General features: G+C 55.3%; 12 protein-coding genes and 1 tRNA gene. 4 read left to right on the top strand and 9 right to left on the bottom strand.

Translation table 11 applies throughout. The features are described from left to right. The first annotated feature begins 68 nt into the window (after nucleotides 1-68). Nucleotides 69-143, top strand: a tRNA-Val gene (locus tag H7848_RS13160). A gap of 52 nt (nucleotides 144-195) precedes the next feature. Beyond that, the gene (gene ykgO, locus H7848_RS13155) at nucleotides 196-321 is read left to right on the top strand and encodes a type B 50S ribosomal protein L36 (protein ID WP_010141322.1); all 126 of its coding nucleotides are present in this window, start codon (nucleotides 196-198) and stop codon (nucleotides 319-321) included. Nucleotides 322-645: 324 nt separating this feature from the next. Here the strand turns inward: ykgO and H7848_RS13150 are convergent, their stop codons facing one another. Further along, complete coding sequence (locus tag H7848_RS13150) at nucleotides 646-2,295, bottom strand: ABC transporter permease (protein WP_208352270.1); 1,650 nt, start codon at nucleotides 2,293-2,295, stop codon at nucleotides 646-648. A 146-nt stretch (nucleotides 2,296-2,441) separates the two neighbouring features. Between H7848_RS13150 and rlmN the strand changes: the two genes are divergently transcribed. After that, nucleotides 2,442-3,620 (top strand): dual-specificity RNA methyltransferase RlmN, encoded by a 1,179-nt coding sequence (rlmN, locus tag H7848_RS13145; RefSeq protein WP_208352267.1) that lies wholly within the window; start codon nucleotides 2,442-2,444, stop codon nucleotides 3,618-3,620. 234 nt (nucleotides 3,621-3,854) lie between these two features. On the opposite strand, the gene H7848_RS13140 is transcribed toward rlmN, so the two are convergent. The 5 genes from H7848_RS13140 to H7848_RS13120 all read right to left on the bottom strand — a co-directional run bounded on the left by H7848_RS13140 (nucleotide 3,855) and on the right by H7848_RS13120 (nucleotide 8,612). After that, complete coding sequence (locus H7848_RS13140; RefSeq protein WP_208352264.1) at nucleotides 3,855-3,995, bottom strand: hypothetical protein; 141 nt, start codon at nucleotides 3,993-3,995, stop codon at nucleotides 3,855-3,857. 82 nt (nucleotides 3,996-4,077) lie between these two features. Beyond that, nucleotides 4,078-4,440 carry a hypothetical protein gene (locus H7848_RS13135; protein ID WP_208352261.1) on the bottom strand — a complete coding sequence of 121 codons (363 nt, stop codon included), beginning with the start codon at nucleotides 4,438-4,440 and terminating at the stop codon, nucleotides 4,078-4,080. Between the two features lie 680 nt (nucleotides 4,441-5,120). Beyond that, nucleotides 5,121-7,400: a vWA domain-containing protein gene (locus tag H7848_RS13130; protein WP_237072741.1), complete on the bottom strand. Its 2,280-nt coding sequence runs from the start codon at nucleotides 7,398-7,400 to the stop codon at nucleotides 5,121-5,123. Continuing rightward, nucleotides 7,397-7,933, bottom strand: a complete 537-nt coding sequence (locus H7848_RS13125; protein ID WP_208352258.1) for an RNA polymerase sigma factor — start codon at nucleotides 7,931-7,933, stop codon at nucleotides 7,397-7,399. Before H7848_RS13125 ends, H7848_RS13130 begins: the two co-directional genes overlap by 4 nt. 49 nt (nucleotides 7,934-7,982) lie before the next feature. Continuing rightward, the gene (locus H7848_RS13120) at nucleotides 7,983-8,612 is read right to left on the bottom strand and encodes a ribonuclease T2 family protein (RefSeq protein WP_208352256.1); all 630 of its coding nucleotides are present in this window, start codon (nucleotides 8,610-8,612) and stop codon (nucleotides 7,983-7,985) included. Between the two features lie 124 nt (nucleotides 8,613-8,736). On the opposite strand from H7848_RS13120, the gene H7848_RS13115 reads away from it, so the two are divergent. Further along, entirely contained in the window at nucleotides 8,737-9,477 is a 741-nt protein-coding gene (locus H7848_RS13115; RefSeq protein ID WP_208352254.1) for a DUF1013 domain-containing protein, read from the top strand. Here the strand turns inward: H7848_RS13115 and H7848_RS13110 are convergent. From H7848_RS13110 to H7848_RS13100, 3 genes are all read right to left on the bottom strand, one after another. Continuing rightward, nucleotides 9,474-10,889 (bottom strand): GntP family permease, encoded by a 1,416-nt coding sequence (locus H7848_RS13110; protein ID WP_237072740.1) that lies wholly within the window; start codon nucleotides 10,887-10,889, stop codon nucleotides 9,474-9,476. The two genes, H7848_RS13115 and H7848_RS13110, sit on opposite strands and share 4 nt — an antisense overlap. A 79-nt stretch (nucleotides 10,890-10,968) precedes the next feature. Beyond that, nucleotides 10,969-12,381, bottom strand: coding sequence for a transcriptional regulator PpsR (gene ppsR / locus H7848_RS13105; protein WP_208352252.1), 1,413 nt, complete (start codon nucleotides 12,379-12,381; stop codon nucleotides 10,969-10,971). Between the two features lie 35 nt (nucleotides 12,382-12,416). After that, the gene (locus H7848_RS13100; RefSeq protein ID WP_208352248.1) at nucleotides 12,417-13,217 is read right to left on the bottom strand and encodes a cobalamin B12-binding domain-containing protein; all 801 of its coding nucleotides are present in this window, start codon (nucleotides 13,215-13,217) and stop codon (nucleotides 12,417-12,419) included. Nucleotides 13,218-13,438 lie beyond the last annotated feature (221 nt).

Genomic DNA, 13,438 nt, shown 5'->3' with positions numbered 1-13,438 from the left:
CCCGTTCACCCGGCGCGGATCATCCGCGTCCGATTTATTTTGGGCGCAGGGTTCTTGCAACGGGTCATGGGCGCGTAGCTCAGCGGTAGAGCACTTCGTTGACATCGAAGGGGTCACTGGTTCGATCCCAGTCGTGCCCACCATGAATGGAAACCAAAAGGCGCAGGGACGCGCCGCGACATGAAGGAGAGGGCCATGAAGGTCAGAAACTCGCTCCGCTCGCTCAAGCAGCGTCACCGCGACTGCCGCGTTGTGCGCCGCAAGGGCCGTGTTTATGTGATCAACAAAACACAGCGCCGCTTCAAAGCCCGCCAGGGCTAAGCGACAAGCGAAAATCAGAATGCTTGCAAGGCATCGTCTGATCTTCAGGCGGTGCTTTTTTTATTTCGGCAGCGTGGCCAAGTGTAAGGTCGCAGATCTGCTATTCGGGATGCAATCGCCGCTGATTATCTTGTCTGACAATGGCGCCATTCATTGCCAGACCGCGGGGTTGCGATCCAACAGTCGTGCGGCGTACTTTATGGCAGCCACATACATCTTCCCTCAGAGGAAAGCGCGCGGAACCAAAACCTGACCTGAAACACTCGGCTTGCCTATTCCGCCCGGTGCGAAGACTGGAACACGACCCAAGTTATCCAATCTATTTCAGTTTTTGTGCCGTCCAATCCTGTGGCACAGCAGGATGACGGGGATCAGCCCAACTGCCACGATCACAAGGCTGGGCACGGCGGCGCCGGTCAGGCGTTCGTCCGCGGCCAGGCGATAGGCCTGCACGGCCAGTGTGTCGAAGTCGAACGGACGCATGATCAGTGTTGCGGGCAGCTCCTTCATCACATCCACAAAAACGATCAGCAAAGCCGTGAACAGGCTGGGCCGCAGGATGGGCAGGTGCACCCGGCGCAGTGTTCCGAAACGCGTCTCACCCAGCGTTCGGGCGGCCGCGTCCATGTTGGCATGCAACGTACTTTGACCACCTTCATAGGCGTTCAGGGCAGCCGCCATGAACCGCACGACATAAGCTGCAACCAGTATCCAGATCGACCCGCTGATCAAAAGCCCTGTTGAGATGTCAAACGTCGCCCGCATCCAGGCATCAAGGCGGTTGTCAAAAGCCGCGATCGGCACCAGAAGGCCAACGGCGATGACCCCACCCGGAACCGCATAGCCCAGCCGTGCGATATAGCCAGCAACATTAGACGCCCCCCCCGGCATCAGCCGCTGGTAATAGCCGATGACAATCGCCGCCATGACCGTCACCAGGGCCGCAATCGATGCCAACGTCAGCGAGTTCACTATGAAATCGATATAACGGGGGCTGAACAGGTTCTGCTCAGACCGCAATCCCATTTCAAACAGAATGACAATCGGCAACAGCGCCCCAAACGTCACCGGCAACGCGCAAAGCACGAAGGCCCCAAAGCTGCGCCACCCCGACAGGGTTTTGCGCGGCAAAGCGGCATGGTGTTTGCCGGTGGAATGAAATTTTGCCCGGCCCCTTTGCGTGCGCTCTAACGTTGCCAAAAACAGGGCAAACAGCAACAGGCAGAACGCCAGTTGCGCTGCTGTCGCGCGGTTTTCGAATGAAATCCAGCTTGAATAGATACCCGTCGCAAATGTCTGCACACCGAAATACGCAACAGTACCGAAATCAGCGATGGTTTCCATCACGGCCAACAGCACTCCGCCTGCAATGGCCGGTCGCGCCATCGGCAAGCTGACCTTGAAAAACGCCCCGACCCCCGATGCCCCCAGCGACCTGGCCGCCAGAAAGGCCCCCGCGCTTTGCTGCAGGAAAGCCGCCCGCGCCAAAAGATACACATAAGGGTACAGCACCAGCGACAGCATAATCGCCGCCCCACCCAGCGACCGGATTTCAGGAAACCAGTAATCGCGCGGCCCCCACCCCATCATATCGCGCAGCGTGGCCTGAACGATGCCCGGATGATCCAGAACATGGGTATAGGCATAGGCCAGCACATAAGCCGGAAACGCCAGCGGCAGCACCAACGCAATCTCCAGCAGCCGAACACCGGGAAACCGTGTCATCGTCACCAGCCACGCGGTGCCCGTCCCGATCGCGGCCGTACTGATCGCAACGATCACAACCAGCAACAGCGTGTTCGCAGTGTAGCCCCACAGAACCGTTTGCAGCAAATGCTGCAGCAAATCGGTCCCACCACTAAACGCCGCCAACAAAACAGCGACCATCGGCACCAGACACAGACCCGCCGCCAGCCAGGCCAAAAGCCCTAGCACACCAATACGTTGCCGTGATCTGAGCACTGTGGCGATCATCGAGACCCTGTATTTGACAAAGTTATCCGCATAAATCGCGTTTTCGGGCCAAATGCAAATATATCACTGTCGTATCCGGCTTTACTTTTAAACTGGCCTCGAATCCTATATGTGCAGCGTCTGTTCTTTTTCAGGAGTACCCTCAGATGTCGGCCACCGCACCGATCACTCAGGACGTCATGACGATCCCGCGCAAGCTGCCGGATGGCCCCGCCAATCTGGTCGGGCTAACGCGCGATCAGCTGCGCGACACCCTGATTGCCGCCGGAACGCCTGAAAAGCAGGCGAAAATGCGTGTGGGCCAGATCTGGCAGTGGATCTATCAAAAAGGCGTGCGGTCCTTTGACGAAATGACGAACCTGTCCAAAACCTATCGCGCTGAACTGGCCGAACGCTTTGTCATCGCCGTGCCCGAGGTCGTGTCGAAACAGGTCTCGGATGACGGCACGCGGAAATATCTGGTCCGCATCGCCGGCGGGCATGAGGTTGAGACAGTCTATATCCCGGAAGAGGGGCGCGGGACGCTGTGCATTTCGTCCCAAGTCGGCTGCACGCTGACCTGTTCCTTCTGCCACACCGGCACGCAAAAGCTGGTGCGCAACCTGACCGCTGCCGAGATCATAGGCCAGGTCATGATCGCCCGCGATGATCTGGGCGAATGGCCCGAACCCGGCAAGCACCCCAAGGACGAAACACGCCTTTTGTCGAACATCGTGCTGATGGGCATGGGCGAGCCGCTGTATAATTTTGAGGCCGTGCGCGATGCGATGAAGATCGCGATGGACGCCGAAGGTATCTCGCTCAGCCGTCGTCGGATTACATTATCGACCAGCGGCGTCGTACCCGAAATCGCTCGCACCGCGGATGAAATCGGCTGTATGCTGGCCGTGTCCTTCCACGCCACCACGGATGAGGTCCGCGATAAGCTGGTCCCCATCAACAAACGCTGGCCCATTGCCGAACTGCTCGACGCCCTGCGCGCCTATCCCAAGGCCAGCAATTCCGAACGCATCACCTTTGAATATGTCATGCTGAAAGACGTCAATGACACCGATGAGGACGCCCGCCGCCTGATCAAACTGATCAAAGGGATACCGGCCAAGATCAACCTGATCCCCTTCAATGAATGGCCCGGTGCGCCCTATCAGCGGTCCGACTGGGACCGGATCGAGGCCTTCGCGGACAGCATCTACAAAGCAGGCTACGCCAGCCCGATCCGCACCCCGCGCGGAGAAGACATCATGGCCGCCTGTGGCCAGCTGAAATCCGCAACAGAACGCGCTCGAAAATCCCGCAAAGAAATCGCGGCCGAAGCTGGTCTTTGAACAACGAAAACGGGATCTAGGGCAGAGTTCTAAACATCCCGCCCGGTGGCCACCACCGGGCAGCGCCCGACCCGCCCCCGTCACGCCGAAGGCGTGCTTGCAGCACGACGGCGGGCGCTTGTCTCGCACCCACCCTCGGGCCGGTCGCTGCCCTCGGCTCTCATCAAATACATTGCATGTTTTTAGAAAGATGCTCTCACCCTACCGGTTAACCCAACCTTTACCCTGTTCCCGCTACGACAGGGTATGGAACAGATCACCGTCATGTTCAGATTGCCTGAACACACATTGAACACCCTTCGACAGATTGCGTCCGATGATGGCACTGACATCGGCCAGGTCGTCCGAGCCGCAATCGCGCGCGATCTGGATCACCGAGGCACCGCACGGGCGTTGACAGGGCACAAAGCGTCAGTAGACGCTGAAACCCCAACACTATCCTAAATCTCGATCCCGCCTAAATCTCGATCCCGTCCTCGACATCCGGCAGCGGCGCGTCGGGTTTGCGGCGGATGATGATATCGCCATTCGGCAAAATCACCGGCGCCTCATAATTCGAAAAATCATCAATCAAATCCGATAACTGCTGCAAAGCCGGACCCATCTCTTGCACGAACCCACGCAAGGCTGGCTCAATCTCACCGGCAAAATTGCGCATCTCATCCATGGCGGGCTCCATCTCTTGCATCAGCCCTTCCATGAACATCTGCATCCCGCGCTCCATCAGCGACATACCCTGATCGGCTTCAGGGGTGTCCTGAGCCAAGACCCGCCCAACCCCAAGCGCGCTGATCAAAACTGCGGTGCGAAATGCTTTCATATGGTTAATATAGCATAGGATTTTGAAAATTTAACAGGTCAGCGCATGGCCGATACTGTTTTCAAACGTCTCACCCTTAAAAGCATCTAAACCGCCCGGTGCGCGCCGAAGGCGCAGGGCGAGCGCCTGCCCGTTCCGCCGGGCTGGCGCTTTGGCAAACCGCAAGTAAAGCTACCTGAGGGAGGTACGGCGACCATAAAGTGCGTCGATCTGTCCGGTGCGCCATCCCACGGGCAGGCGCTCGCCCTGCTTCCATTGCGGCCATTGCCACAGCCTTACTGCCAGCATCCACTTTGTGTTACCCAAACCTTAACTACGTTGCAAAGTCTGCAAAGCCTGCTTGCAAAGTTGCAAACTTTGGCACCATACGGTGCGATTTATAATGCGTTAACGGCCCCGGAAAATGGTTAATTCGGCCGGTTCGTTAAGGATGTCTGATGGCACAGGGCGCGTTGACAGCTAGTTTTGTACATCCTGGAATCGTACAAAACCTGCGTACGAAACGTACGATTTGTCACAAACGGGGTTATGCGGGTGATCAAAAAGGCCAGAAATGTGCAATCTGCACATTTATTTTTGGCTCAAAATCGATACGCACGGTCGGTTAACTTTCATGACGTTGCGTCGGAATATCCCGCGGCCCGTATCTTCAGCACGGGCCGCCGGATAAAGTCCTGTTTTTATTGATCTAAACTCTGCGCCAAACGCATCAGCTTGATCGCCTCACTGCGATAGCCAAAGGGGTCATCCCCCCGCGCCCCAAGCGCCAGTTCGATCGCCTGATCATACCCCCAGTCGCCCAGATACGCATCTTCGTCCCGCAGCAGTTGCGCAAACCCCGCTATCGCCGCGGCAAAGCGCGCCTCACTATCCAACGCTTCGCCATCGACCAGCGGCGTCTGGATCAACTGGCTGACATCCTGCCCCGGCGCCTTGTAGCGCAGCTTCAGAAAGCCCAGCTCTTCGCTGCCTTCATCCCGGCTAACCTGTTGATATCGCAAGGGATCATTCAGCACCGCGGGTGATCCAACCGGCGTGACTTCATAGATCGCCGTCACCGTATGACCCGCCCCAATCTCACCCGCGTCGACCTTGTCGTTATTAAAATCCTTACGCCGCAGCGCACGGGTTTCGTAGCCCAGCAGACGATATTCAGCGACCTCGGCAGGGTTAAATTCAACCTGTATTTTCACGTCATTCGCAATCGGGAAAAGCGCGCCAGTCAGTTGATCTACAAGCACTTTTTGCGCCTCGGACAGGGTGTCGATATAGGCCGCCTGCCCATTGCCGTTCTGCGCCAGCGCCTGCATTGTGGCATCGTCCAGATTGCCGCGACCAAAGCCCAGAACCGACAGGTAAACCCCCGTCTCGCGCTTATCCGCGATATAATTTTTCAACGCGTCGGGGTTCGAAATACCGACGTTGAAATCCCCGTCCGTGGCCAGGATCACACGGGTCACCTCACCTTCCGAAGCCATTGATTCTGCAACAGAATACGCCTGCTGCAACCCCGCCTGCCCGGCGGTCGATCCCCCCGCCGACAGCTTATCCAGCGCCGTCAGAATGGTGCCCCGTTCGCTGGCAGAGGTGGCTTCCAGAACCTGCCCCGCACTGCCCGCATAGGTCACGATGGACACCTGATCTTGGGGCCGCAATTCCGACAGCATCAGCCGGAAGCTCTGTTTGAGCAGCGGCAATTTATTGGCGCTGTTCATCGACCCGGAGGTGTCGATCAGAAATACCAGATTCAGCGGCGGACGATCGGTGACTTGCGCACCCTGCAGCCCGATGTGAACCAGTTTTCTATCGCTATTCCAAGGACTTACCCCCACCTGAATGCTGGTCAAAAACGGCGCATCCCCTTCAGGCGCGGCGTAGTCATAGGGGAAGTAATTGATCATCTCTTCCACCCGCACGGCCCCCTTGGGTGGCATCCGCCCCGCCATCAAGGACGACCGAACAACCGAATAACCCGCCGTATCAACATCGATGGAAAAGGTCGAAACCGGTTCCTCGGCCGTGATTTTCAGATCACTGGGTATAGCTTCCGGAAAGGCTTCGGTGTCCACAACTTCTGGTACCGACTCCAGTTCACCCAAAGGAATAAAGGGAGGGGGTGCTGGTGATGGCGCAGGGGAAACAATGACGTTTTCATCCAATTCAAATGGCCGCGCATAAATGTTTGGAGGTGGCGCGTCAGCACCACTGTCTGCCGTAGGTGCAATTTGATCATCTTGAGTCATTGCCCAATCTAAAGCGCCATCATGCGAAGATGTTAAGCTATTGAATTCCGAATGAGAATTTGCACCACTGGGCTGCTGAGATGTACTGTCATAAGTCCTACGACCACCAGCCAAGCCCATTTCAGCTGAACCGGTAATCTGAATACCACCGCCAGATGAAACTTCCGACTCAGCTCCTACAAAAGATCCGTTGGGCGCAGTACTTTGCTGAAACTCTTCAGGTACACTGTCATCGACTGCTTCGGCCACTAAGCTTGAAACCTCAGGCTCTGGTGGTGCCTCAGCGATAATCTCGTCATCTCGACTTCGTGGTCGGATTGATGAATCTATCGCCTGTGCAGCATCCTCTACCACGGAGTCGACCACCACATCTGCTGCTGCGGTTTTGCTGGGTACGCTGCTTAGCTCGACGCCCTCGGGCTGGGTTAACCCATTATCCCGAAACAACAAATCCTGACCAAAGGGCGTTGCCACCACAACCCCCACGGCCACGAAAGCCGTTGTCAGCGTCAGTGCGCCGCGTGTTGTCAAACCTTTGAATATCATCTGCATCCCTTTCTGAAATCTTCCAGAGGTGGGACGCGCAGGCCTGGCGCTTTCTTGGAGCTTGTCGAAATTTTCTTCGGCCAACCGCAGATGGGCCGCCCGTTTGTCCGGGTCAGGTGCGGGGGTTGCAGCATCCAGGGCCGCTTTGAGGTCGTTCAGATCGTCGGTCATACCTGTTCTTCCTCTTCCTTCAGTTGGCGCAGATGTTTCTTTGCCTCGGATATTCGCCAACTGATTGTGCCGGCAGAAATCCCAAGGATTTCAGCGGCTTCTGCGTGTGTGACATCGTCCAAAATCAGCGCGAGTGTGTCGCGCAGATCGTCGGACAGACTGTTCATCGCACGCTGCAACCAGTCCAGTTGCGCGGCACTTTCGCTAAGCGCGGCCTGACGGTTGACCTCCCAATCGCCCCAGCCATCACTGGCCTTCATATAGGTCGCGCGTCTGCGTCTGCGATCATGGGCGGCGTTCACGGTCACGCGATAGACCCATGTCGAAAACTTCGCCTCACCCCTGTAATTGCGCAGTTTTGCGGGCAAGGCGGCGCAGATGTCCTGCGTCAGATCTTCGGCCTCGGCCTGTTGCCCGGTCAGGCGAAACGCCAGCCGAAACAGCCGGTCATAATGGCGATTCAGCAGGCTGCTGAACGCCTGCTTGTCGCCATTCGCGGCGGCCTGGGCCAAGTCTTCGTCACTGACTGTCATGCGCATCACTTCTATGGGACGTGCGCCATTGGTCAATCCTTGGAAAAAATTATCGTATCGGATGAAGAAGCGCCCGATCCAGCGCACAACCCCGAACAACATCCTGTCCGCAGGGCACGGGGCTAAGGTCCTTAGACAGGCAAATCCGTGCTTCTTGTATATGATCTGCGCGGCAGGTGATGGTGATCATGTCGGGATCCCAATCGGGGTTGGCTTGCAGGAAGGCGTCCTGAATGACCGACGCCGGCAAGCGCACCGGGTCCTTTAAACGGCGTAGAACATCGGGGCGATTGACCTGATCATAGGCTTGCCGCGACAGCGCGAAATAATCGAATGATGACAAGCCACTGCACGTCCCGTGTTTTTTCCACTGGTGCCAGGCCAGCCCTGATGTACCCATAATATCGGCCATTGCGGCGGTTTGGCTGCGCGATGGGGGGCGTTCGGCGGTTTGGCAAAAACTGGGCCAACCGCGGTGGTATTGTGGCCAAAGGCCGTGCAACGTCCAGCCGAAATCATGGCGCGCGTCGCATTGATCTGACCCGCGCGCATCGCCTTCCAACGCGCACCAGTTCGGCGTCCAGCTGAGCGACAGGACATAGTAATCGAACTGACCTGCACGATCGCCTTCCGCATGGGCAAGGCCCGCCATCATCAAAAGCCCTAAAAACCAACGCATTTTGATCTTTCCCTTTGCGTTTTTCGCCATTATATAACAGCCAAGTTCCCCGACAACGAGAACCTGCCCGGAACCGGGCCGCCCTTCCCGGGCCGCGGGGAAGATATGCACGAGGAGAGATACGATGGGCAAACCCCTTATGGCGAAAGCCACCGCTGTCTGGCTTGTTGATAACACGACACTCAGCTTCAAGCAGATTGCCGATTTTTGCGGTTTACATGAGCTAGAGGTTCAGGGAATCGCGGATGGTGATGTTGCAACCGGCGTCAAAGGGTTTGATCCGATTGCGAACAACCAGCTGACCCAGGACGAAATCGATGCGGCCGAAAAAGACCCGGTACACAAACTGAAACTAAAGTTCAATCCTGCCTCGGTTGGTGAGGAAAAGCGTCGCGGACCGCGTTATACGCCCCTGTCAAAACGTCAGGACCGTCCGGCGTCGATCCTTTGGCTTGTGAAGTTTCACCCCGAGTTGACAGATGGTCAGATCAGCAAGCTGGTTGGCACGACAAAGCCGACGATCCAGTCCATTCGTGAACGTACGCATTGGAATATCTCGAACATTCAGCCGATTGATCCTGTGGCCCTGGGGCTTTGCAAACAGTCCGAACTGGACCTGGCCGTACAAAAGGCAAATGCGCGCAAAGCCAAGGAAGGCGGGGTGATGACGGATGACGAACGCCGCAAGCTGGTCAGCACCGAACAGTCTCTGGCGATGGATCCGGAACCAAAGATGCCTGCCTCGATCTCAGGCCTTGAGACCTTTACACTGACCGAGGAAGAAGAAAAGGAAGACGATATCGTGGATGCCGATAGCTTCTTCAACCTGCCCAGCGGCGATAACGACGAAGACGAACAACCCTAAAAGCTGCCGAATGTCAGGCCAAGCGCCAGTACGGCGATCAAGGCTATGATCGGGATTAATACGGCGACAACGAAAATGTCGCCGTAACTTTCCCGGTGGCTTAAGCCGCAAATCGACAAAAGAGTTACAACGGCGCCATTATGTGGCAGTGCATCCAGCCCGCCGGTGGCGATTGTCGTGACGCGGTGCAGCAGCTCAGGTGATATGCCCAGTGCCGCTGCCTGAGCCAGATAGGTTGGGCCAACAGCGTCCAGTGCGATTGACATCCCACCGCTGGCCGACCCCGTCAAACCCGCAAGCACGGACGTCGAAAGGGCAAGCGAGATCACCGGCCCGCCGCCCACACTTTCGACGGCATTCTGAACCAGCGCAAAGGCAGGCAGGGCCGCCACGACCGCGCCAAACCCAACAAGACTGGCCGTGTTGAAGATCGGTAGCAGCGATGCTTCGGCCCCTTTTCCAACAGTTTGCCCCGGATATTCCACGGTTTTGATATTTGCGATCAGCAGGAAAGTAATACCGGCGATCAGCGCGGCGATAATCGCCCATATTCCGCGAACGTCATCAAGTGTTGATTGACCGTAAAGCTCTTGTGCAAGATAGCCCGTGTCGATCTGCGGCAGAATCTGCACACTAAAGATATAATTCAGTGTGATAACAACAACGATTGGCATACACGCCAGGAAAAACGACCGGTGCCGTGTGTCGGTCAGCGCAGCTTGATCAACATCAACCATCATCGTTACAGTCTGATCCGCTTCGACGCTTGAGCCATAGCCAAGGTGTGCCAACTGCCTTTCGCGCAAAAACAACCATGCAAGGCCACCAAAACCCATGATTGCCGCCGCCAGAATACCCAGTCCCGGCGCCGCGAAAGGTGTCGTGCCAAAGACCGGCATGGGGATTGCATTTTGGATCGCCGGCGTTCCGGGCAAAGCGGTCATCGTAAAAGTAAAAGCCCCAAGGGCAATGGCCGCAGGCATCAGCCGCTTGGGGATGTCAGCTGCACGAAACAACGCAGCCGCAATCGGATACATCGCGAATACGACAACGAACAAAGAAACGCCGCCGTAGGTCAGTAAGGCACAGGCCAGAACCACCGCCGGAATGGCCCGCGCCGTACCCATGGCACGTACAATTCCATCGGCGATAGCGCGGGCCATTCCGGTTTCATCCATCAAGCGCCCGAAGATCGCGCCTAGCAAGAATAGTGGGAAATAGGTTACAATAAAACCACCCGCCGAGGGCATGAAAACCTGAGTATATGTCGCGAAAAGGGGTGCTGCAGAAAAGGACGCAGCAAGAGCCGCCATGATGGGTGCAAGAATGATGACCGAATAACCGCGATAAGCCAGCCAGATCAGGCCCGACAGCGCCAGAATAATGCCCGATAATGCTATCACATCAGCCATCCCAAGGAATACGTCATCCCTAAGATGGTGATATGGTCACAAATTGTAAGTCAGAAATTGCTGCGATGCGGCGTTACGCCTAATCTTTCGCCAAAAGCCCGTATTTCCGCAGCTTAACGTAAAGCGACTGGCGCGATAGACCCAGCATTTCAGCTGCTGCAACGCGGTTGTTCCGTGTCAGCTCAACCGCGGTTTCGATGCACATTTTTTCGACGACATCCGTCGTGTCGGCCACGATTTCCTTCAGCGTAGCACTGCCAACCAGTTCCATCACCGATTTCGCCGCGATATCACCACCACCGGCTGCCGCAGGTGCTGTACGCACAGCTTCGGCCCGGCTGACATCGCGCATCAGGAATACAAAAGCGGGATGTTGGGTATCGTTCAGATAGGTAACCGATACCTCAATCGAAACCTGATTGTCATACTCGCTGGACAACTTTGTCGAATAGGTCCGCATATGTCCATTACGCGAGGCGTTTTCAATCATCACTTTCAAATCGACCAAACCACGCGCCATGAAATCGGCCAATGACCGGCCTTTGACTTTCGGGGTATTTGCGACCTCGACCAGGTTCAGGAAGGCCTCATTTGCGGTTGTAATGATGCCGTTGCTGTCTGTAAAAACCATCGGTTCGACACCGATCGTGTAAAACGACGAAAGATGCTGCGTCAGATCATCAGAAACAACCTGCGCTTGATCTGACGGTCTGATCCGGCAAAGCAACATCTGCGCACCCGCAGCCCGGAAAGCTGTCGGCACCAGCTTGAGATGCCTGTCGGTCCGTACTGATTTCAACTCAATGGATGCAGCAGTGTCACTTTCGGCGGCGACTTTCAGGCTATCGTCAATCGCTTTACCATCAAGGCCGGTAAACTCATGCGCGAAACTCAACCCTGAAAGACTATCGCGATCAACACCCAAAAGATTTGCAGCAGCCTTGTTCAGATCAATAATTTCATTATTCCGCGCCGATACGAAAATCACAGCATCTTCAAGCGTTTCCATCAAAACGCGATACCGCGTGTCGAATTCGCGCTGCGTTTCATAATCCTGCTCAAGCGTGATCTGCGTGCGAACCAACTGCTGCTGCAATTCGGCAATAGGGCTAAGATCGCGCCCCAACATCAAAATGGCATCGTCAGCGCTAAGTTCTTGCAGAGAATATCGTATGGGAAATTCCTGGTCTTTTTCGAGGTGGTTCAGTTCAACACTGGACATGCTTGCGCCGCCTTTCAGCAACTCAAACAAACGATCATCAAGTTTTGGGATGCATTCAGACGTTAGAACATCACGGATATTCAAACCCTCCCAGTGGTCCAGCTTGCCAAAGGGTGCTTTTTTACTATCCAGAATAACAGATAAAATCTGGCCTTCATGCGATATGACAATAGCAATATCAGTTGCGGCCAGAATGACATTGCGAAGAACATCCGTCGAAACAACCGGTACCGATCCGCTGCCCCAATATTTTGAGCCGCCGGTACTCATGGACTGAAATTCTGGATTATGCAGACCATCTGCCTTTATCTCCAAATCTCTTGTGACGCGCCGCTTCGATGATGTGTCTTCAGCCCGCAAAGTCGAATTGCCTCGTGTGGATCGTTGGTGACATAGTCAACACCGGTCAGTGATTTCAAATTATGTTCAGTATCGACCAGATATCCACCCAAGATGACAGGTAGGCATGTCGATATACTCTTACATAAGTCCGAAAATTCACGAATCAACTCAAGACTTTCCTTACGTGATGTAGAAATCAAAATTCCGTCAAAATGCTCATTTGCAACAGTTTCCATCATTTGGCTGTTTTCCTGACCCAAGGCCAGGCGGACCGAACAACCAATGCGGCGCAACTGCGTCGTTGCAACCATAGCACCCAAAGTATGATCCTCATCCTTTGGAACGATCATCAAAAGACTGCAGCGCCGTTTCGAAAAATCGACCCTTGTGTCTTGATTTGCCGTGATATCCCGCACAATATTCTGCAGTCTTGCGACATTGATGGTGACATCGGCAAAGCTCATCTTGTCATTGCACCATTGCTCTCCGAAAAAGCGGGCCGCTTCGGGAATGTAATAATCAATCAGCATCTCAGGCGAAATGTCCCATTGATATATCTCATCCAGAATTTCAGCAGTGGGTTTGTGAGACGCAGCCATAATCAGTGACTGCACACGCTTGCTGAACATGATCTGCGGAAAAAATTTCTTTTCAGCCTCTTGGCGCTGCGCCAGAAATGAGAGGGCCGTGGTCGCCAGAACATCGACATTACCGCCCTCAAACTGGCTTTGGTCGATCCATCTTTTACGCAGACTGTCAGGCATGATTGGGTTCCTTTCCCCAGGCCGAGTCCCGGCAATGGCCATGGGGCCAGAAGAAGACTCGTTAACCAAGTCTTCCAGACCAGTTACAATATGTCAAAGAAAATTGACATGTGCCCGTCCGCGGCAATAATACGCAGTTCAATCAGTAAAATAAGAGTTTTCATTAGACTTTCTGTGCAATCACTGATTTGCCATTAGAACTGTCAGATTCAATGTGTAAG

The organism is Pseudaestuariivita rosea (assembly GCF_017592335.1).
Classification (GTDB): Bacteria; Pseudomonadota; Alphaproteobacteria; order Rhodobacterales; family Rhodobacteraceae; genus Parasulfitobacter; species Parasulfitobacter rosea.
This window is presented reverse-complemented; position numbering and strand designations above follow the sequence as displayed.